The 22,050-nt window shown below is 34.3% G+C and carries 17 protein-coding genes; 5 read left to right on the forward strand and 12 right to left on the reverse strand.

From position 1 onward, the window contains the following. Positions 1 to 7: 7 nt before the first annotated feature. Both ACXAHM_RS11450 and ACXAHM_RS11455 read left to right on the forward strand, forming a co-directional pair. Positions 8 to 1,018 carry a DUF4465 domain-containing protein gene (locus ACXAHM_RS11450; protein ID WP_474960576.1) on the forward strand — a complete coding sequence of 337 codons (1,011 nt, stop codon included), beginning with the start codon at positions 8 to 10 and terminating at the stop codon, positions 1,016 to 1,018. 11 nt (positions 1,019 to 1,029) lie between these two features. Beyond that, positions 1,030 to 1,689, forward strand: coding sequence for an ABC transporter ATP-binding protein (locus tag ACXAHM_RS11455; protein WP_474960577.1), 660 nt, complete (start codon positions 1,030 to 1,032; stop codon positions 1,687 to 1,689). Between the two features lie 52 nt (positions 1,690 to 1,741). Here the strand turns inward: ACXAHM_RS11455 and ACXAHM_RS11460 are convergent, their stop codons facing one another. From ACXAHM_RS11460 to lipA, 3 genes are all read right to left on the reverse strand, one after another. Then, positions 1,742 to 2,572, reverse strand: a complete 831-nt coding sequence (locus ACXAHM_RS11460) for a DMT family transporter (protein WP_474960578.1) — start codon at positions 2,570 to 2,572, stop codon at positions 1,742 to 1,744. Between the two features lie 2 nt (positions 2,573 to 2,574). Then, on the reverse strand, positions 2,575 to 2,805 hold the full coding sequence (locus ACXAHM_RS11465) for a cytochrome b5 domain-containing protein (RefSeq protein ID WP_474960579.1): 231 nt from the start codon (positions 2,803 to 2,805) through the stop codon (positions 2,575 to 2,577). A gap of 71 nt (positions 2,806 to 2,876) precedes the next feature. Next, on the reverse strand, positions 2,877 to 3,767 hold the full coding sequence (lipA, locus tag ACXAHM_RS11470; RefSeq protein ID WP_474960580.1) for a lipoyl synthase: 891 nt from the start codon (positions 3,765 to 3,767) through the stop codon (positions 2,877 to 2,879). A 253-nt stretch (positions 3,768 to 4,020) separates the two neighbouring features. On the opposite strand from lipA, the gene ACXAHM_RS11475 reads away from it, so the two are divergent. Then, positions 4,021 to 4,623, forward strand: coding sequence for a NifU family protein (locus ACXAHM_RS11475; protein WP_474960581.1), 603 nt, complete (start codon positions 4,021 to 4,023; stop codon positions 4,621 to 4,623). A gap of 58 nt (positions 4,624 to 4,681) precedes the next feature. Here ACXAHM_RS11475 and ACXAHM_RS11480 read toward each other — a convergent pair whose 3' ends face one another. The 5 genes from ACXAHM_RS11480 to ACXAHM_RS11500 all read right to left on the reverse strand — a co-directional run bounded on the left by ACXAHM_RS11480 (position 4,682) and on the right by ACXAHM_RS11500 (position 12,460). Then, positions 4,682 to 5,056 (reverse strand): uridine kinase family protein, encoded by a 375-nt coding sequence (locus ACXAHM_RS11480; protein ID WP_474960582.1) that lies wholly within the window; start codon positions 5,054 to 5,056, stop codon positions 4,682 to 4,684. Positions 5,057 to 5,174: 118 nt separating this feature from the next. Beyond that, positions 5,175 to 5,297 carry a hypothetical protein gene (locus ACXAHM_RS11485; protein ID WP_474960583.1) on the reverse strand — a complete coding sequence of 41 codons (123 nt, stop codon included), beginning with the start codon at positions 5,295 to 5,297 and terminating at the stop codon, positions 5,175 to 5,177. A gap of 112 nt (positions 5,298 to 5,409) precedes the next feature. Next, positions 5,410 to 6,636: a hypothetical protein gene (locus ACXAHM_RS11490; protein WP_474960584.1), complete on the reverse strand. Its 1,227-nt coding sequence runs from the start codon at positions 6,634 to 6,636 to the stop codon at positions 5,410 to 5,412. Between the two features lie 403 nt (positions 6,637 to 7,039). Continuing rightward, on the reverse strand, positions 7,040 to 10,009 hold the full coding sequence (locus tag ACXAHM_RS11495; RefSeq protein WP_474960585.1) for a choice-of-anchor Q domain-containing protein: 2,970 nt from the start codon (positions 10,007 to 10,009) through the stop codon (positions 7,040 to 7,042). A gap of 204 nt (positions 10,010 to 10,213) precedes the next feature. After that, positions 10,214 to 12,460, reverse strand: a complete 2,247-nt coding sequence (locus ACXAHM_RS11500) for a S46 family peptidase (protein ID WP_474960586.1) — start codon at positions 12,458 to 12,460, stop codon at positions 10,214 to 10,216. A gap of 201 nt (positions 12,461 to 12,661) precedes the next feature. Between ACXAHM_RS11500 and ACXAHM_RS11505 the strand changes: the two genes are divergently transcribed. Beyond that, a complete protein-coding gene (locus ACXAHM_RS11505; RefSeq protein ID WP_474960587.1) occupies positions 12,662 to 14,296 on the forward strand; it encodes a tetratricopeptide repeat protein in 1,635 nt (544 codons plus the stop codon). 133 nt (positions 14,297 to 14,429) lie between these two features. On the opposite strand, the gene ACXAHM_RS11510 is transcribed toward ACXAHM_RS11505, so the two are convergent. The 3 genes from ACXAHM_RS11510 to rpsO all read right to left on the reverse strand — a co-directional run bounded on the left by ACXAHM_RS11510 (position 14,430) and on the right by rpsO (position 18,329). Continuing rightward, positions 14,430 to 15,293, reverse strand: coding sequence for a sigma-70 family RNA polymerase sigma factor (locus ACXAHM_RS11510; RefSeq protein ID WP_044207596.1), 864 nt, complete (start codon positions 15,291 to 15,293; stop codon positions 14,430 to 14,432). Between the two features lie 216 nt (positions 15,294 to 15,509). Then, positions 15,510 to 17,801, reverse strand: coding sequence for a polyribonucleotide nucleotidyltransferase (gene pnp / locus ACXAHM_RS11515; RefSeq protein ID WP_474960588.1), 2,292 nt, complete (start codon positions 17,799 to 17,801; stop codon positions 15,510 to 15,512). A 252-nt stretch (positions 17,802 to 18,053) separates the two neighbouring features. Continuing rightward, a complete protein-coding gene (rpsO, locus tag ACXAHM_RS11520) occupies positions 18,054 to 18,329 on the reverse strand; it encodes a 30S ribosomal protein S15 (RefSeq protein ID WP_474960589.1) in 276 nt (91 codons plus the stop codon). A gap of 253 nt (positions 18,330 to 18,582) precedes the next feature. Here rpsO and ACXAHM_RS11525 point away from each other — a divergent pair, with 253 nt between their 5' ends. Continuing rightward, positions 18,583 to 19,992, forward strand: a complete 1,410-nt coding sequence (locus ACXAHM_RS11525; RefSeq protein ID WP_474960590.1) for a methyltransferase RsmF C-terminal domain-like protein — start codon at positions 18,583 to 18,585, stop codon at positions 19,990 to 19,992. Between the two features lie 462 nt (positions 19,993 to 20,454). Here the strand turns inward: ACXAHM_RS11525 and nhaC are convergent, their stop codons facing one another. Further along, positions 20,455 to 21,915: a Na+/H+ antiporter NhaC gene (gene nhaC, locus ACXAHM_RS11530; RefSeq protein ID WP_474960591.1), complete on the reverse strand. Its 1,461-nt coding sequence runs from the start codon at positions 21,913 to 21,915 to the stop codon at positions 20,455 to 20,457. Between the last annotated feature and the right edge of the window lie 135 nt (positions 21,916 to 22,050).

Here is a 22,050-nt window from a genome sequence, read left to right on the forward strand (position 1 = left end):
GTTATTCATGCGAAAGAAATATCTAAAATATATACTTTTACTTTTTATCTCTGTAGGTTGTGTAGATGAAATTACCGGGCCAAGATTAGAAGTTACAATTGTTTCTCCTGAAATAAACCCCGTTTCGGCACAAGCAATTATAATAAGCGGCGATGAAGTGGTATATGAAGCTAAAGCGCTTAATGCAGATACTAGTTCTTATGAATGGTTGATTGATGGTACTGTTGTTTCCAACACTTTAAAAACAGCACCTATTAATTATCCTATAGGTGGACAACATATCGCACGTTTTTCAGCTTCAAATGAGGATTATGATTCTTATGCTCAAATTATAGTTAACGTGGTAGATTTTGCTTCTACTTTTGAAGATTTGACACTTGAAAACAATTCTTTTTGGATAGGAGAGGATGGTTCTGGATTTTTTGAGTCAGGTAGTATTACTTTTCCGAATACTCCTCCTACGGAAGATGAAGATTATTCAAATTTTGGCTATTCAAATATAAACTCAGTTATCAATGAGGCTACAACCGTGGAGTCTACAAATTATGAGAACTATGGAGCTTACATATTAACACCTTCTAATAATCAGTTTGGAATCGCTAGAATGAATCTTGATCAAGAAGCAATTAGAATGACTTTTGATACTTTATTATACCCAATGAGTATTTCATTTGCTAATAATCCAGGTGTTCTACAACATGCAAGAGGTGATAATGATATTACGGATGCTTTTGGTTCAGGAGACTTTTACGATGTAGAAGTCAGAGGTATTAATGAAGATGGAAGTCTTACCGAAACATTTGTTAGCCTAAGATTGTTAGAAGGGTCGGCCACATCTTTCTATGCTTTAGAAGAATGGACTTCTCTAGATCTTTCACCATTAGGACAAGTATTAGGTCTTCAATATTCTATCAATACAACTGCAAAAGATCCAGATACTGACATACTAACAATTGAAAAACGCTTTTGTATTGATAATTTAATATTAGTCCGTGATGCAGAAGCATTTGTCAACTAAATCAAAATACTATGCTCAAAGTTGTAGAACTCAAAAAATCATTCAAAACAAGTAATTCCCCTCTTGAAGTAATCAAAGGTGTTTCATTTGAAATCAATAAAGGAGAAATCGTTGCTATTGTTGGTACTTCTGGCTCTGGTAAAACTACATTATTAGGTTTAACCGCTGGACTAGATACACCTACTTCAGGACAAATTATTCTTGATGATATAGATATTACTCATCTCTCTGAAGATAAAAAAGCAGATATCCGAAATCAAAAAATTGGATTTATCTTCCAAAATTTCCAATTATTACCTTCTCTAACTGCATTAGAAAATGTCTTAACTCCACTTGAATTAAGGGGAGAAAAAAATGCTGCTTCAAAAGCAAAAGAAATTCTTGATGAGGTAGGATTAAAAGGACGTGAAACTCATTATCCCAATCAATTGTCAGGAGGTGAACAACAAAGAGTTGCTTTAGCGAGAGCTTTTGTGAATAAACCAAAGATTCTTTTCGCTGATGAGCCAACGGGAAATTTGGATGAGGAAACAAGTCAACATGTTGAAAAGCTCCTTTTTGAATTAAATAAAGAAAAAGGTACTACTCTAATTATCGTAACTCATGACCCTGAATTAGCAAAAAAAGCAGATCGTATCATTAAAATAAAAGATGGAGTCCTAGTTGATTAATCTTTCTTTTTAGAAATTAAAAATACACCTGTAAAAATAAAAATTGCTGCGACTACCTGTGTCCATTTGATGGCTTCTGAAAAAAAAATACAGAGATAAATCCCGCAATCAAGGGCTGGAAGTAAATATAAAAACTAGTGGTACTGGCATTCACTTTTTGAAGTGCTAGTGCATTAAATAAATAGGCTAAAAACGTAGTCCCTATGACAACATAAACCATCGAAAAGATGACATTTCCAGGTAATATAGTCCATTGCACCTCTTGAATTTGGTAGAAACTAAACGGTAATACCATTGGAATTGCAAATAGAAATACCCATTTCATAATAGTAAATGGATGATACTTTGCAACTAAAGGTTTTATTATAATCAGATAGATACTGTAAGAGGTTGCATTAAGAATAATAAATATATCTCCAATAATAGAACCTGCACCAACTTCTAACCCATGCAATCCTATCATCATTAAAGCACCAATTACTCCTAATGTAATACCAAATATTTTCTTGATTGTAAGTTTTTCTTTGAGGAAAATGGCTGAAAGAATCAAAACAATAATAGGAGCTGAGACCATAATCACAGCTGCATTTACTGGGCTTGTTCTTGATAAGCCTTCAAAAAAGATAATTTGATTGAAAAATGCTCCAAATATTGAAGCAATAAAGAGCTTTTTAAAATCACCTTTATCTGTGATCTTTTCATTGATCATCAATCGATGAAGTATCCCAAACATTAATGCTCCACCAACCACTCTCATCAAAATGAAAGCTCGGGGAGCAATGAATTCAGGCATTGCAATTTTTGCAATATTATAGTTGGCACCATAAATCAAAGCTGCACCAAATAAAAATAGATGTGCTCCGATTCTAGAGACTTGTTTCATGGTTAATCTTCTAATTCTCCGATAGGATCAAATTTATCAAATACAAAAGCGGTATGCGGCGCATCTTTCATTTCTTCAGTCAGATCCTGTCCAGACCAATGTTGATAATGACGTCCATCTCTCCATAACCTAGAATTGGTCATATCATAGACTTTTCCTTTGAAGGCTACCCATATCTCTTCTCGGTCATTTCCATTCCTTAAAGCTAATTGTTGTTTTGTGTACTTTTGCATAGGTGAAAAATAAAATGGCTTTGTTAAAAATACTATAACAAAGCCATTTTAAAAAAGTTTATAAAAATCGATTAAATCGGCACATTTACGTGACGTTCAGCATGGTAAGATGAACGTACTAATGGGCTTGATTCAACGTACTTGATACCTCTTTTCAATCCTTCTTCTTTGAATAACTCAAATTTATCAGGGTGAATATATTCGATTACCTCATGATGCATCTTAGTTGGTTGTAAGTACTGACCTAATGTCATTACGTGTAAACCTCTTTCTGCAAGGTCATCCATAATTCTGAATACCATTTCGTCCGTTTCTCCTAAACCAAGCATAATACCTGTTTTAGCACGACGACCAGCATCTACAATTCTTTTAATATGCTCAAGAGAACGATCATATTTAGCTTGAGGACGTACGGCTCTATAAAGTTCTTTCACAGTTTCCATGTTGTGAGAAATCACTTCTTGACCGCCTTCCATCATTCTATACAAAGCGTCCCAGTTTTTTCTAGTATCAGGGATTAATGTTTCAATAGTTGTTTCAGGACAAAGTTTCTTTGTTTCTACTACCGTTTGGTACCAGATTTCTGCACCTCTATCTTTTAATTCATCTCTGTTTACAGAAGTAATTACGGCATGCTTCACTTGCATCTTGTGGATGGCATCGGCTACACGCTTAGGCTCTTCTGCATCGTATTCAGTCGGTCTACCTGTTGCTACTGCACAGAAAGAACATCCACGAGTACATATATTTCCTAAAATCATGAAAGTTGCTGTACCTTCACCCCAGCATTCACCCATGTTAGGGCAATTACCACTTTGGCAAATAGTGTTCAACTTATGCTGATCTACCAATTTACGCACTTTAGCATATTCTTTTCCGATAGGTAATTTAACACGCAACCAATCGGGTCTACGTTGAGGCTTCTCTTTTTTCTCCGAAGAAATTACTGGTAGTTCTATCATTTAATTTTTCGTTTTCGTTTTCGAATACATGAATAACACGTAATCACTCACAAAGTTACGAACTTGTTTCAGAATAAAGAAATCATGTACTTAAAACCCTATATTTCTCTATTTTATAGGTCAATTTGTTAATTTTGATTGAAAAATCTGTTAGTTTTCTCTATTTCTTTTGATAAGAATTCGTGAAATGTTTGTTTTGCCAAATATTGTGATTACACACAAAAAATATTTTATCAAAAAAAATTCAATCACGATGGATAATTCAACACAAGCAGGACGTCCGAAACAAAATATAACAATATATACAGAGGCTAATCCTAACCCTAATTCAATGAAATTCATGTTGAGTTTCATGTTATTAAAGGGTGGTGAAAGCTATGATTTTCCAAGTATCGAAGAAGCAAGTGTTTCTCCATTAGCCAAAGAGCTTTTTGAAAACTTTGCTGAAGTAGAGCGTATCTTTTATATGAGTAATTTCATTACAATTACAAAAAAAGAAGGTACTACTGACTGGATTGAAATCATTCCTAAATTCAAAGAATTCTTATTAGCTTATTTCGAAGCTGAAAAGCCAATCTTTGAAAATATTTCTGAGACGATTATTGAAACAGAAGAATCAGAAGCAATCAAAAAAATTAAAGGAGTTTTAGATGAGTACATCAAGCCAGCTGTAGAAATGGATGGTGGTGCAATCAAATTCCATTCTTTTGATGAAGAATCAGGTATTGTGAAAGTATTATTACAAGGTGCTTGTTCTGGTTGTCCTTCTTCTACTTTCACTTTAAAAATGAGTATCGAAAACCTACTGAAAAGAATGGTTCCTCAAGTGAAAGAAGTAGTAGCGGAAGGCGTATAATTAGAAATTTAATTTCAAATAGAAAAAGGAAGAGGTATCATTATATCTCTTCCTTTTTCTATTCTAAGCGATAATCATTCAAAATGATAAAATCAGCTCTACTTTTAGGGTCATTCTTTTTAAAATGAATTTGTTGAGCTGGGAAATAGGTATTATAATAATCTTCATTAAGCTGATCTTCTGTTTGACCTTCTTGATTTCTGAGTAAAGCTCTCTCAAAAGCAGTATCAAAACTACATTCTACCCAAATCCTATAATCAAATGTGAATTGTTCTTGAAACAGAAAAATTCCTTCCACCAAAATAATATCAACTCCTTCAATCAAGTAATGATGATCAATCATACTCTCTGAATGATCAGATGAAGAATGTTTCACATATACATCAATTCTCCCTTCTTCTTTTAAAGACTCTAAAAGTTTTTGCTTTAGCATCTGAAATCGAAAGCCATAATTATAGAAATGCTAAGCAGGTTCATTTTTAGAAAAACGCTTCGAGGGTGGATTAAGCCAACCATCAATACCAATAACTTTACATTTTACACCTTTATCCCTAAACTCTTTTAAAATCACTTATATATCCTTTTCTAGAACCATCAACACCTAATAATGCTACCATAATAGGAGAGGAATACTTTTTTGACTTTTCAATCAATGTGTAAACTAAATTTTTCATTAATTTCTAATTCATATAAGTAGAGATATAAAAATAACCTCTAGCTTCCGAAAAAACTAGAGGTTAGAATTTATATAACAATCCTAATTTTGAATTAAGCTATACCTTCTGATTAGAAGTATAAGTTAAGGCCAACTAAGAATCCGTTTGCATTACCATTTTCCATTCCAACGAAATCGTTAGTCATATCTTGGTTGAAGTAAGTAGCTTTCATTAAGATACCTTTTGTCATTTCGTAACCAGCACCGAACTCGATTTTTTGACCTTCATAAGCACCATCAGTTTCAGATTCTAAATCAGAACCTACTGAGTTATAACGACCTGCTAAGTAAATTTTCTCGTTTAATTGGTACGTTAAATCGAACGTGAATTGGTTTACTGTACCTTCTAACCATTGACCACTCATGTTGTGCTCACCAGTTAAGATTTGTTGTGAAGCTCTAGCTTGTAAACCTTTCCAGTTGAAAGTCGCATCGATTGAGAAGTTATTCTCATTTCTTTGTTGAAGACCCATATCACCACCGAAGTCACCTTGGTTGAATAATCCTGATAATTCAGAACCAGCTCTGTTGTTTTTGAACTGTTGAGATGAAGTACCATCTTCTAATGAAGTAACATAAGCACCTTGTAAAGCTAATTTAGTTTCCTCATTGAATCTAAATACTTTGTTACCTACGATTGAGATTCTTGGAAGTCTACCTGCATCTGTAGTTGTTGCTGGATCATACTCTTTAACACCCATAGATGATTTGAAATCCGAAAGACCAATCATTAAGAATGATTCTTTGTCTTTTGCGAACATGTAAATTTCACCAAATAATGCTGTACCGAAATCATCAATCATTGTATTAGAGATGAATGGGTTGTTTTTAGCATCACCGTTTGTTGTTCTGTAGTATTGGTTAGTTGAGAACAATGAGTTACCAACACCGGCTTTAATCATTAAGTGATTGTTTAAGAAATTAGTTGCATTGCTACCTAATCCTAAAACATCAAATTTCTGAACCTCTAAGTAACCATAACCAAAGTAAGTATCAATATGGTGAGCTGAAGATAACCAAACTGAAGTATGTAAGTTAACACCATCAGCGATCCTAACTTTCAAGTCTAAATCTGCAGCTGGAACTCTGAACCACTCAGTAACGTCTGATTGGTATGCTTCTCCTGCTTCATTATAAGCAGTAACACCTGTTTGGTGTAAACCTTGATAAATCAGGTTTAATCCACCATGAATTTCAATTCTTTTTGTAGAATCTGGCTCAGTAACTTTAACTGGAGCCTGAGCTAATGATAATAATGAAGCTAAAAGGAAGCTAAATAAAAGTATAGGTTTTTTCATTTTTATAAGAAGTTATAAATGAACATTCTAAGTTTGCAAATTCTGTAACCAGAGATAGATAGATAAAATGATTTTGTTCCCTGATGACACTACAAATGTTCTCTGATTATGAAAATAATCCAAAACACTTTAAACTCATTAACGGCGGTTTTGAAACTTTTTTTTGGTTAATTAAAAAAAATGACAGTAGTCACTAAAAAAGGTGACACAGGTCTATTTTTTATGTCATTAAAGGTTATTCCCATCACTTTTTTAGCTTAAAATTTCATAGCAACAAAAATGATTTTTTTTAAATCACCTTAGAAAATCACTCATTTCACTACAGTTCTTTTTAAGAATTATATAAAAAAAATCCATTTTCTAAAAAGTAGAAAATGGACTCCAACACTATTATTTCTATCTTCTATTTAATTAGTATTTTCTTCAGGTTAATAGTAGTCCCTTGTTTAACTTTCATGATATATAAACCTGATTTCAATTTATCTGTATTAATAGATAAAGATGTATTCGATTCAAATTCATTTTTGAACGTAATATTACCACTCATATCTATTAATTCTATTTCTAAATTATCATCTGATACATCTAATATTCTAACTTTTAGAGGCTGTCCTTGTAATTGTGGATTTGGATATACTGCAATACTTGAGTTGATATTGTTATTATTTATTTCAATCCAATCAAAATAAGAAGTACTTCCATCAAAGTCTACTTGCTTCAGGCGATACAAAACACGACCACCTTGCACAGATAAGTCTGTATATGAATATTCAATTGCTGTTAATGAATTACCATATCCTTCTATTTTTGCTATGGTTTCAATAGATTTTAGTCCATCTACACTTCTTTCAACTTCAAAGTAAGCATTGTTAATTTCTGTAGCTGTTTTCCAATTTAATACTACATCATTGCCATTTAAATAACCAGAAAAATAGACCAACTCAACTGGAAGATCCACAGGCTCGTTTACTTGAGAGACTTGATATACCCCTAAATCAGGAGCGCTATCTCTTGTATGCCCTAAAATATCACTGTCGTTACTACCTGGATCACCACCAGCATCAACCGCAGGGCTTAAAGGGTCTAATTCTAATATTAAAATTTCCCCTCCAACATCTGTCAGTTCATTTGCTATCATCACATTTGTCGCTGTTCTCCCTACTGCAACATTAACATCATTGAAATCTGCCGCTTTATTTACTGTTCCCCCTACAATATTATTAATCACATTAGTTGCTTCTGTATCCCGAAAATTGACACTTTTATAAGCTACATCATCACCATTTATTAAGATAGAATTAGTCATAGTAAATGGTATTTCTTTACCATCTCCAGCATTATTTTTGAAATGTAACCCAGAATTGTTAAGCTCTAATTGAGTGGGTGAAAGTGAAGAAATCGTATTGTAAGCAATAGTCATATGGTCCATGGTCAATGAGACATTATTGTCTCCTACAACTCTACCTGCATTAGCTACTAAATCATCTCCTTTTACATAACCTACACTTCCTGTAAGTGCCTTATTATCAAAAATGACAGAGTTTTTTAATATAACATCAACAGAATAGTTATCGCCAAATCCATTTAAACCATCAATATAAAAGCCTCCTCCTTGTAAAATTGAAGTATTTGCATTTAATAGACATCGGTTAAATTGAACGGTCACATTATCCCCTCCGTCAAAATTTAATGGTGTAATAAAAGCTCCTCCACCTTCTTTTTCAGAAGTATTGTTTTGAATCGTCACTCCGGTAAGTGAAACATCCGCTCCACGCATTGCAATACCACCACCTCTTGCAGTAGAATAATTATCTTCAATAACCATTCTTTCTAATTGAACTGAACCTAAGGATTGTTCTATATGAATTCCTCCACCTTGTCCCGTAGTATTACCATATCGAATCGTTAAATCTGATAATTTAACGTTAGAAACCCCTGAAATACCTATTACTCTTGAGGATGCAGTATTTGGTAATTTATCTGCTTGAATAATATCTTTAGTTGCATCAATTCCTACCAATGAAATATTTTTATTTATAGAAATTACTTCTGTGTGTATACCTGTCACTTTAATAATATCTCCATCAGAAGCTGCTGTAATTGCAGCTGATATTGTTTTATATCTAGTGCCATCAAGTACTGTTTCGGGATATTCATACGCTCCGATATCAGGCATATCACTTCTATATGTACCAATTACATCTTCTCCATTTATTGTAGAGTAAGTAGATGTACCTTGATCCATTAGATTACTATTCCAACTATGCGTTAATACCTTTACTTTTCCTCCTTCATCTGTTAATTCTGTAGATAACCCAGACTGCGAAACTAATTTTCCTGTACGGTTATCAACATTAGTTCCCACACTTACAAGGTTAGTTACGCCACCAATAAAGTTATTATATAAAGTTGCATTATAAGTGTTAGAAAAATTGACCGCTTTATAATCAAGATCTTCATCCATTAAGATAACAGAATTGTAAATGCTTAAATTAGCTCCATTAGTTACTTCAGCGTCTTTTAGAAAGTAAAGACCTGTTTTTGATTTATTATTAATGTCTTCTCCAATATTTTTTATCGCTGTAAGGTGATTTAGAGTAAGGGTAATATTATTCTCATCAACAATATTCCCAACTGAATTAGCTACAATCTTACTACTTTTTACATACCCAATACTTCCTAGATTTGCATTATTCGCAAAGATCGTTGTATTCTCTATTGATAGATCAACTTTAAATTGATCACCATAATCTTTATTTCCGGTTACATAAAATCCACCACCGTTGTTAGTCGCTGTATTACCAGTTAGAAGCACTTTTGAGAGAACAACTTCTGTATTTTTCGACATATCATTATTGGGTGCTATTCCAATTCCTCCACCTCTTCCTCCAGTGGTATTATTTTGTATAGTAACATTCGTCAATGTTGCAGATGTACCAACCAAGAAAATTCCACCACCATCATTGTCCGCTTCATTATCTTCTATAATCACATTTGAAAGCGTAAGATCATCAGCTTTGTTTGAATATATTCCTCCGCCTTTATTTGAATTAGCATCTCCATGTCTAATAGTAAGATTCTCAATGATTACGTTGGAAGCTTGATTATTAATTGTGATTACTCTTTGTGTCGCTGATCCTTTTGTTTCATGTCCTTGAAGAATAGCTGTAGCTGGATCATTACCTCTAAGTGTAATATTTTTATTAATCGTAATCGTCTCTGTAAATGTTCCTGATATATCTAAAATATCACCATTTTCAGCGGCATTAATTGCAGCTGAAACTGTTCCATATTCTACATCTCCGATAAAAATGGTTTGCCCATAAGTCAGCGAACAGACGAATAGTAGGATAAAAAGTAGTAATGTTCTCATATTCATTTCTATAATAAAAAGTAGTAAGGGCAATTTATAAAAAACGTTACGAGATGAGATTCACATTTTTGCCAAATTATTCTAATATCTGGTCATGATTGTATATTAAACACTTATTTTGATAGTAAAAAGGCTGTTTTATAGAAAAAGCCGTTGCGAAATGAATCACAACGGCTTCTTGTTATAGGAATATATTTTTTTGAATTAATACTTCTTAGGCATCAACTCTTCATAAGGTTTCCCTTTAGGTTTCTTACCTCCAACGATTGTCATTTCATCTACAATATTTTTGGCTCCATATACTTGATCAATAGTCCAAAGTACATAGCGAACATCTACGTTGATACAACGTTGTAATTCTGGTTCAAATGAAATGTCACCACTCATTGCTTCCCAGTTGCCGTCGAATGCCAAGCCAATTAATTCTCCATTACCATTGATAACAGGAGAACCAGAGTTACCTCCAGTAATATCATTATTCGTAATGAATGCAATTCTTAATTGACCATTTTGATCAGCATATCTTCCGAAGTCTTTATTCACAACCTTCTCCTTAATCTCTTTTGGTAAAACAAACTCAGGGTTTTTAGGATCTTCTTTTTCTAATAAACCTTTAGAAGTAGTGTAATATGCATAGAACATTGCATCACCTGGTATATAATCTTGAACTGTTCCGTATGTCAAACGCATTGTTGAGTTTGCATTTGGGTAGTAAGATTTATCTGGGTTCATTTGACGAATACCTTTTACATATAACCTGTTTCCATCTTCTACTTTCATTTCTGCAGGTTGTTCTTTCTGAGCAACTACTATATAAGATTGGAAAAATTCGTTATGCAATTGTGTTAGCATATCACTTTCATACGCCTCAGTTGAAGGGTTATTAATGAAAGCTTCCATACGTCCCATATCAGAGAACACTGAAGTTGTGAATGCTTTTTCTATATAAGCCTCGTAATCTCCATTAAATTCTCTATCAATCAATTCATAGACTGATGGAACAGGCAAATTTTTATTTTCAGGACGCTCTAAGACTTCTTTATATTTCTTCAATAGAACTACTGCTAATTCTTTATCTGTACTATAATCATAGTCCTTAAAGAAACCTTTTGCTTGGTCTAATGCAGCTTCTTTTGCGGCTTTAATTGTAGCATCAGAAGCATCTTTACTTGCTGTTTCTCCTACAAAACGAGCTGCTCTTCTTGCTTGCATTACAGCTTCAATTCTGAAACCTCCTTGCGTTAACAACACATAGGCTACTCTGCCATCTCTCTTGCCATCATAACCTTCTTTTAGCATTTCAGTTACTTGACCATATTCTTTTTTACGATTAGCATCTTGAGCAACCCAACTATTAAATTTACTTTCTTCAGCTTGTTTCTTTTCTATTACATGCTGACGTTTCAATCCTTTTGTTTGTCCAATAAAGTATTTCCAATAATTGGCAGTACTTGCATATTTAGAAGCATATTGAAGTCTTACTTTTGGATCTGCATCCATATGCTTTCTCCATGTCTTTAGGATTGCATCACGCATCTCAACAAACAAAGGGTTAAATACCTCAATTTGTTGCTTCACACCTTCCGATGTTAAATAACGATCTGTAGATCCTGGATAGCCCATGATCATTGCAAAATCATCTTTTTGAACACCATTGATTGAAACAGGTAAGTGGTGTTTTGGTTTATAAGGTACATTATCCTCAGAATACTTTGCTGGTTTGTTGTCTTTGCCAGCATATACTCTAAAAATAGAGAAATCACCAGTATGTCTTGGCCACATCCAGTTATCAGTATCTCCACCAAATTTACCTACTGCTTCTGGAGGGTTTCCCACTAAACGGATATCATCGAAGCGTTCATAAACAAACATGTAGAATTCGTTTCCTTCAAAGAAAGATTTAACGACAACCTCATAGCTATCATTATTTAATTCTCCTTCTTTTTCAGCTTTGATTCCTGCCATTACCTCTTGTGCTTTTTTAGCTCTTTCAGCTCCTGACAAACCTTCTAACTCTTTGTTTACTTTTTCTGACACATCATCCATTCTTTGTAAGAATCGAACAAAAAGACCCTCAATTGGTTTTTCTTCATCATGACTCTTAGCGAAGAAACCATTTGTCAGATAATCATTTTCTACTGTACTTACAGATTGAATTCCACCGTATCCACAATGATGGTTTGTAAAAATCAATCCTTGATCAGAAACAATTTCACCTGTACAAAAGCCACCAAAATGCACGATTGCATCCTTGAGAGAGCTATTATTGACACTGTAAATTTCTTCAGCAGTTAGCTTTAAGCCTTCTTTTTTCATGTCAGTGTAGTTCAGACGTGAAACAAACATAGGCAACCACATTCCTTCATCTAGTTGTTTTTCTGGACCTAGATCAGTGGCAAATGCTTGTGATGACATCATCAAAACAAGCAAAATTTGAATCCATTTTTTCATTATACTCGTATGGTTAGTAAATAATATTAATTATTTCATTACAATTCTACCAAAATCATTTCACTTATCACATTAGGACCAAGATTTGCATTATGATAAATTATGCTTAATCACTATGTTTAAGATAGATTAACTAATTCATAATTATAAATCATGCATTTAGGCATGGATAGAGCAAATTTTAAATTGTAGTTCTTTATTATGACCAAATATATCAACTTCTTTTTATCTAGTATAATTTTTCTGCTAGTCTTCTCCATAAATAGTTTCGCTCAAAATTTCAATACTTACTTTGCAGATGGAAAAACAGCATACGATCAAAAAAATTATAATAAAGCCATTCAAAAATTTCAGACTGCTAGAAATATTGGCAAAGAGTCAGTAGGGGACACTCATCCCGACTATATTATGACGATAGAATATTTAGCAAAATCTTACGAGGCTCAAAAAGATTTGGGTAATGCTAATATATATTATATCTCTTTAGAAAAACTTTTATTAAAATCTGGTAATGCTGTCTCTAAGAAAATGGGTGATACACAAGAAGTCATCGCAGACAATAGTCTAAAGATGAAAAATTTTGCCCAAGCAGATGTGTATTATCAAAAAGCATTAGATACAAGAGCAAAATCTGGAGGTAAAGATTCTAAAGCATACACCATTACATTCCATAAGTATGCTCGACTTTATTTAAGAGGTAGAAAATACAAAGAAGCAGAAGGTATGTATCGTACTCTAGAACCTCTCTCTGAAAAACATCTAAAAGGAACACAAGAATTTGCTGAGATTTTATCTGAGCAAGCTGAAGTTTCTATGGGGTTAAAAAGAATTGATGAGGCTTCTATTCAATTAAGTATGGCCATTTCAGCTTATGAAAAAACAAGTACGCCTAAATCAGAATATGTTCAACTGTACCTTCAAGAAGCTTCTCTCTTAGAAAAAACAGGGCAGGCAAAAGCAGCTATCACTGCATACTATAAGTACATTGATAATTTAGGTAAAGCTATATCAGTTAAAAACCCGAGATATAATGAAGAATTGGATCGTTTAACTATTCATTTTGATGAAAAATTAAACTCTCCTAAAGATGCATACAATCTTGTAAAGAAAAAGTTAGAAGCTAATAAAGTCACTTATACTGAAAAAAGTATGCAAGTAGCAGTGACTTATATTGAACTAGCTGAATTGGAAATAGAACAAAATAATATTCCATTAGCTGAAACACATACTAAAAAAGCTATTGAAATTTATTCTGGATTAGGTAAGTCTAAGTCTCCTGAAGGAATTACAGCTTCGATCACCTTAGCACGTGTTTATAGCGTGATGAAAAAGGATAAAGAAGCAGAAGCTTTATACAAGAAGTCAATTTCTGAAACAGAAAAAAGTTTAACTGATAAGCATACAACTTACGGAAAAGCTTTAGATAGTTTAGCCTTCTTCTATATCGAGAGAAAAAGATTTGAGGAAGCTGAGAAAGAAATTATGAAAGGTTTATCTACTAGAGAAAAAAATGTAGGTAAGCAACATATTGATTATGGTAATTCATTATACAGTTTAGCTGTTTTATATACATCTCAAGATAGTTTGGCTAAAGCTGAAAAGGTATTAAAGGATGTAGCTAAAGTAAGAGAAGCATATTACGGAGCTCTAACACTAGAGCATGTTACATGTATTAAGGAGTTAGGAGACCTTTATGCAGATATGGGTGATGAGAAGAAAAATGATGCTCTGAAAACGTACAGACGTGCAATATCATTGTATGAAGGAATTGGAATGAAAGACAGTCCAGTAGTAAAAGAAATTTACACTAAAATTGACGAGATAAACGCTCGATAGTTTCAGTAAAAAATAATTTAAAATTGCATCAATCATGAAATTTTGATTGATGCATTTTTTTTAATAAAAAAGGTCAGTTAACTTAATAACTGACCTTTTTTATATTGTTACATTAAAATATTCTTACTTCTGTTTATCCTAAGTAAGGTTTTAATGCTTTACTTCTTGAAGTATGACGAAGACGTCTGATGGCTTTTTCTTTAATTTGACGCACACGCTCACGCGTTAAATTAAATTTTTCTCCAATTTCTTCTAGTGTCATTGAATGCTCTCCGTTTAATCCGAAGTATAAAGTAATTACATCTGCCTCACGTTTAGTTAACGTAGAAAGGGCACGTTGCACTTCTTTACGTAAAGAGTCATTCATAAGCTCTGTATCAGGCTTTTCCTCCATGTCATTTTCTAACACGTCGTAAAGGTTATTTTCTTCACCTTGTACGAAAGGAGCATCCATAGATACGTGGCGACCTGAAATTTTCATAGTATCTACAACTTCGTTTGTAGTTACATCTAAAACTTCAGCAAGTTCGTCTGGAGAAGGTTCACGCTCATAACGTTGCTCTAACTCAGAGAAAGTCTTTGAAATTTTGTTCAATGAACCTACTCTGTTTAATGGTAAACGTACGATACGTGATTGCTCTGCTAATGCTTGAAGGATTGATTGTCTAATCCACCATACTGCATAAGAGATAAACTTAAAACCACGAGTTTCGTCGAAACGTTGGGCTGCTTTAATCAGACCCAAATTACCCTCGTTAATCAAGTCACCAAGGGACAATCCCTGATTTTGGTACTGCTTAGCTACCGATACTACGAAACGTAGATTGGCTTTCGTCAATTTTTCTAATGCGATTTGATCGCCTTCACGAATTTGCTTTGCAAGCGTTACTTCTTCATCAGGTGTTAGCAGGTCAACCTTACCAATTTCTTGTAAGTATTTGTCCAGCGATTGTGACTCCCTGTTCGTGATCTGTTTACTGATCTTGAGTTGTCTCATCCGTTCTTTTTTGCCATTGTTAAGATTCTCTCAAAAAGATTACTATATAATATAACGATTTTATTGAGAAAATATTTATAATCAGATTTAGAAAACCGCAAAAAGTGTGCAGTTCCTTGATCCTCTACATATTTGACTAAAAAAAGACATAAAAAGTTTAGTAAATGCTCAAAATAATTCTTAAGCACCTACTAAATTGTCTTTCAATAGGTTAGATTATCTTCTATTGTAACCTCCGCGGTCTCCGCGATCACCTCTGTCTCTACGGTCTCCGCGATCTCCACGGTCACCTCTGAAACCACCTCTTCTGTCGCCGCCACGATCGCTACGCTCTTTTCTCTCACGTGGAGGGGGAGGAGTATAACCTTCAGGCATTGGAAGTAAGGCCTTACGAGATAATTTGAATTTACCAGTCTTAGGATCGATTTCAAGAAGTTTAATCTCTACTTTGTCACCTACTTTTAAGATGCTCTCTACATTATCAGTACGCTCCCAAGCGATTTCTGAGATATGAAGAAGACCTTCTTTACCAGGCATAAATTCAACGAAAGCACCGAATGGTTGTAAAGATTTTACTGTACCTTCATATTTTTCACCTACTTCAGGTTGAGCTACGATAGCTTTTACTCTATCAACAGCACCGTCCATAGCTACTTTGTCTACTGCAAAGAAACTTACTTGACCTTGGTTATCTACTTCTTCGATTACGATAGTAGCACCAGTATCTTTCTGAATCTCTTGGATAACTTTACCGCCAGGTCCAATTACAGCTCCGATTAAATCTTGAGGGATCATCATCATGAAGCTACGAGGAGCGTGAGGTTTTAAATCATCTCTTGAAGAAGAAATCACGTCATCCATAATACCACGGATATGTGCTCTACCTCTATTTGCTTGCTCTAATGCTTGCTTTAACACATCATATGGAAGACCATCTACTTTGATATCCATTTGACATGCTGTAATACCTTTTTCAGTACCTGTTACTTTGAAGTCCATATCACCTAAGTGATCCTCATCGCCTAAGATATCTGATAAAATAGCATATTTAAGTTCGCCTGTTTCAGGATCATTCTCTGAGATCATACCCATTGCAATACCTGATACAGAACCTGTAATTTCAACACCTGCATCCATTAACGCTAATGAACCTGCACAAACTGTTGCCATAGATGACGAACCATTTGATTCTAAGATATCAGAAACGATACGGATAGTATAAGGGTTTTTGTCAGCTGGAGGTAGAACTCTTTCTAACGCTCTGTGACCTAAGTTACCATGACCTACTTCTCTACGTCCAGGACCTCTGTTTGGTCTTACCTCACCAGTTGAGAAACCAGGGAAGTTGTAGTGAAGGATAAATTTACTAGTACCTGAACCCATTGCAGAATCCAACATTTGCTCGTCCATTTTAGTACCAAGCGTAACTGTTGTCAATGATTGAGTTTCACCACGAGTAAATAAAGCAGAACCGTGTGCTGAAGGTAGAACGTCTACTTCAGGAACGATAGGTCTTACTTCTTCTAAATCACGACCGTCTAAACGGTTTTTAGTGTTCAATACTAAATCACGAGAAGCTTTTTTCTCACATTTAGCAATGTAACGTTTGATAAGCGGTAACTTCTCTTCAGTTTCTTCACCTTCAGGTAAAGCTTCTAAGTAAGCTTTTTTCACTTCAGTGAAAGCGGCTTTACGCTCAGATTTACCTTTGATACCTTGAGATGCTACAGCATATAATTTATCATAAAGAGCAGTGAAAACTTCTTCTTTTAATTCTTCATCTTCAACGTCGCCTACGAATTCTCTGTATCCTTCAACGCCTACTGCTTCTCTTAATTCTACTTGAATTGCACATTGAGTTTTGATCGCTTCATGACCTACTTTAATCGCTTCGATCATTTCGTCTTCACCCACTTCTTGCATTTCACCTTCTACCATTGTGATGTTTTCAGCAGTTGCACCGATCATAAGATCAAGTGTACAACCTTCCATCTGTGCTGGAGTAGGGTTTACGATGTACTCACCGTTTGTATCTTTGATTACTCTTACCTCAGAGATAGGTCCGTCAAATGGAATATCTGTGATAGATAATGCTGCTGATGCTGCTAAAGCTACTAATGCATCTGGTAATGCATCTTGATCTGCTGAGATCATTGAGATCATGATTTGTGTATCATGATAGTAGTCAGAAGGGAATAATGGACGAATAGCTCTATCCACTAAACGAGAAATTAAGATCTCGCGGTCGCTCAAACGACCTTCACGCTTCAAGAAACCACCAGGAATTTTACCTGCTGAGGCAAATTTTTCTTGGTAATCTACTGAAAGTGGCAAAAAGTCAGCACCCTCTCTTTTCTCTGGGTTAGAAACAACAGTTGCTAAAAGCATTGTATTTCCCATGCGCAAAACGATCGACCCGTCTGCTTGTCTTGCCATCCTTCCTGTTTCTAATGAGATCTCACGACCATCAGGAAGGGCAACTGTTTTTTTAATCACGTTTTCAAACATCGTAATTGTGTTGTATTTTAATTTTTCTTCAAACAAAACAGATATTTAAGGACCAAGTCCTATCTGCATAAATTTAGGCCAGTAAAAGCTAACTTTTGCTAACCCCAAAAATTAGTGATTTTTTATGGATAAATCACTTCTTGCCAGTCTTTTATTTCAATATTAAAGCAAAATAAAAGGCAGTGTATAATACGCAAAAAGGGAATTCCAGATTTTGGAATCCCCTGAGTGGTATTTTCACACCAGAAAGAATTACTTTCTGATACCAAGTTCTTTGATAATCGCTCTGTAACGGTTGATATCTTTTTTAGCTACATAGTCAAGCATAGAACGACGCTTACCTACTAACTTCATCAAACCACGACGTGAAGAGTGATCTTTTTTATTCGACTTTAAGTGCTCCGTTAAGTGTTGGATACGCTTAGTGAATAATGCGATTTGAGCTTCTGGTGAACCAGTGTCTCCTTCTCCACCTTTGCTATGTGATGCAAAGATGTCTTTTTTGTACTCAGGGCTTAAATAATCCATAAAACCACAAATTAGTTTTGCGAAAAACTTGAATTTCACGTTACTATACCCTTTTAGCAGCGATTACGCGTGCCGAATATAGCTCCCCTCAATTCGTAGTTACTTCGAGTGTTACATAAAATTTTCAGGGTGCAAAACTAAGGATATTTTGCATAAATTCCGAATAATCTTCAACATAACAGTATTCATTAACGAAAAATCACAATATTCGTAGCTGAGACTGAAGTCATTACTTTAAAATAACGTAAAATCCATGGGAAATAGATCTGAAAATCTTCCAAAAAAATTTACTGAGCGTCTTCAAGGACAAATTACTGCTGAAGATTTCGAAGCTTTTAAAGAAGCTATCGATGGTCAGGTTCCTGTATCTTACAGGACTAATCCATTTAAACCAGCTGAAATTACATTTGAAGATACAACGCCAGTGCCATGGTGTGACGAAGCTCGATACATTGCCAAAAGGCCTTCATTCGCTGAAGATCCTTTGATTTTCGCTGGTGCTTATTATGTACAAGAGGCATCATCTATGTTCTTGTGGAAAGCACTAAAACAACATGCCCCCTTAGATCAGGACATTAAAGTTTTAGATTTATGTGCTGCCCCAGGTGGTAAGAGTACTTTAATTAATTCTTTATTGACGCCTAAAAGTATATTAGTCTCTAATGAAATTGTGGGTAAAAGATCACTTCCATTAATTGATAACCTAGTGAGATGGGGAAACCCTAACACTCTTGTTACTGGAAACTATGCCGAAAGTTTTGCTCCACTGAGAGAGTATTTTGATGTAGTTGTTACAGATGCTCCTTGTTCAGGGGAAGGGATGTTTAGAAAAGACCCTAAAGCTTCTGAACTTTGGTCCACTTCATTAGTTGATTCTTGTGCTTCCATTCAAGAAAGTATTGTTGATCATATTCCAGAAGCCTTGAAAGCTGGTGGCTTATATATTTATAGTACTTGTACTTTTGCTCCTAAAGAAAATGAAGAGCGTTTAGTACAAATATTAGAATCTGAAGAATTTGAACCTCTAGAAATAGATATCGATCCATCATGGGGTATTACTACAGTTGAAGTAGAAAGAAATGGAGAGAAAGCCATTGGATATCGTTTCATTTTCCATAAAACAAAAGGGGAGGGACTTTTCTTAACTGCTTTCAGAAAGAAAGGAGAACCATCAAGACATCAAAAATTCAGTGTTTCTCCTAAAAAGATGAAATCTGTCTTTATGGTGAAGAAAAGAGAGTCAGAAGAGTTGAGAAAATGGTTGGAAAATGGTAGTGATTTTGATTTCTATCAAGATGGAGAAGATGTATACGCAATCCCTGCCCATATGGTACAGGATTTCAAAATTATGAAAGTGACACAAAAACTTCGTCATCAAGGTATCAAAATGGGTCGTTTCAATAAAAAGAATGGACAATTAATTCCTGACCATGAATTGGCTGTATCTAACATTATCTCATCCAAAATTCCATCTTTGGATGTTGAATATAGAGATGCTATTGATTTCTTAAAAAAGAAGGAAATGAGCGTTAAAACCATCCCTGGTGTAAAAGGATGGGCTACTATAAAATATAAAGGTTTAGCGTTAGGATGGGTAAAAGTACTTCCTAATCGATTAAACAATTACTATCCTTCTGAATTGAGACTTCGTAAAGATGTTTAAATAAATAGAAAGTATAAAAACATATATCTTTCTAAAAAGTAAGGGTGAATAGTCTATAAAATGACTGTTCACCCTTTTTATGTGTAGTTTTTCAACCTCTTTAATGATCTAAAAAGTAATGTCAAAAAACACAAAATCCTATAAAAACAAAAAAAGCTAGCTGAAGCAGCGAGCTCTTTCCTGTTAAACCTAATTTTATTAACCCATTATCAATCAAAAATCTTTATGTTTTTAATCTTTAATGTCTTATCTGATGTAAATGTAATAAAAAGTTTATTAATACAAACAGTTTCTTTAAAATTTTATTTACAATTATTAAATAAATCCCATTTTAAACCCTAAAATGATGTTAAAATGTTAACTAAGCCATGTGTCAAATGTTTAAAAAAGTGATTTTTAGAAATAAAAAAGAGCACTACCAATCGAGGTAATACTCTTTTCAAGGAAGTAGAAGGGAACTTTTTAGGCTACCACTTCTTCTTCTTTTGTAGAAAGTCGCTTAATCTTGATCTTTAAAGCTGCGAACAATACTGTCATGATTGGACTTAATAAGTTAAAGAAACAGTAAGGTAGATATGCATATGTTGCTACTCCGAGTACAGTAGACTGAGCTACACCACATGTATTCCATGGTACCAATACTGAAGTTACTGTTGCTGTATCTTCTAATGTTCTACTTAAGTTTTCAGGAGCTAACCCTTTTTCCTTAAACGCTTCTGCATACATTTTCCCAGGTACTACGATAGATAAATATTGATCTGACGCAGTAATATTAAAGAATATACAAGTAGATGCTGCAGAGGCAAACAAACCTGTTTCACTTGTTACTTTAGAGATAATAGTTTCAGTAATCTTAGTCAACATACCACTAATCTCCATCGCACCGCCAAATGCCATAGCAACTAAGATTAACCAAATTGTATTCAACATTCCTACCATACCACTTGATGAAAGTAGTTCTGATACGATTGTATTGTCTGATGAAATCGACACACCTTCGTACATTGCTTTCATTAAGACTAAATAAGAACGCTCCCAAGTACCTGCTGTATCACCTGCTAATAAATCTACAATTTGAGGTTGTGCAACCAATCCAACAATTGCACCTGCAAGTGAACCTACTAACAATGCTGGCAATGCTGGTACTTTCTTTACAATTAAGAAAACAACTATTGCCGGTACGATAAATAAGAATGGAGAAATATTAAAAGAAACTTCTAAGGCTGATAATACTTCTTGTACATCTGCTTCAGAAACTGTTGATTCATAACCAAACCCAATAATCAAGAATAAAATTGATGCAATTGCAAAAGAAGGCACTGTAGTAATTGTCATATACTTGATATGCGTAAATAAATCAGTACCAGCCACTGCAGGGGCTAAGTTAGTTGTATCTGATAATGGGGACATCTTATCACCAAAATATGCACCACTGATAATTGCACCAGCAACCAAACCTTCTGACATTCCTAAGGTTTTACCAATCCCTAGTAATGCTAGACCCACTGTTGCAATTGTTGACCAAGAACTACCTGTTGCTACAGATACAATGGCACAAATAATAATTGTTGCAAATAAGAAAATGGATGGGTTTAAAATTTTTAATCCGTAATAAACCATTGCGGGAACAATCCCTCCTAAAAGCCACGTTCCAGCTAATGCTCCAATCATCAATAAAATCAATATTGATGGCATGGCAGAACCAATACTATCAACAATACCATCTTGTAACACGTCCCAAGATACTTTTAACCTGAATATGGCAACTAAACCAACGACAGCAGTAGCAAGCATCAATACAACTTGATTGGAACCTGATAATCCATCATCCTTGAAGATCAAGACATTGACGGTAAGCATAATAATTAAAAAAAGAATTGGTATGATAGATTCTAAAAATGACGGTTTCCTTTGTTCATTCATAGTATTATAGTTTCGAAAATAAAGACGGAAATTTGTCTAAAATTCAAGTTTATATGTTAATGTTTATGGTAAAACTAATAAAAAGGGATGCAAATACAACAGACTATGGCAATTGTATTGACAACCCTTAAGTAT

This window comes from Flammeovirga sp. AWQ4_249, assembly GCF_056161045.1.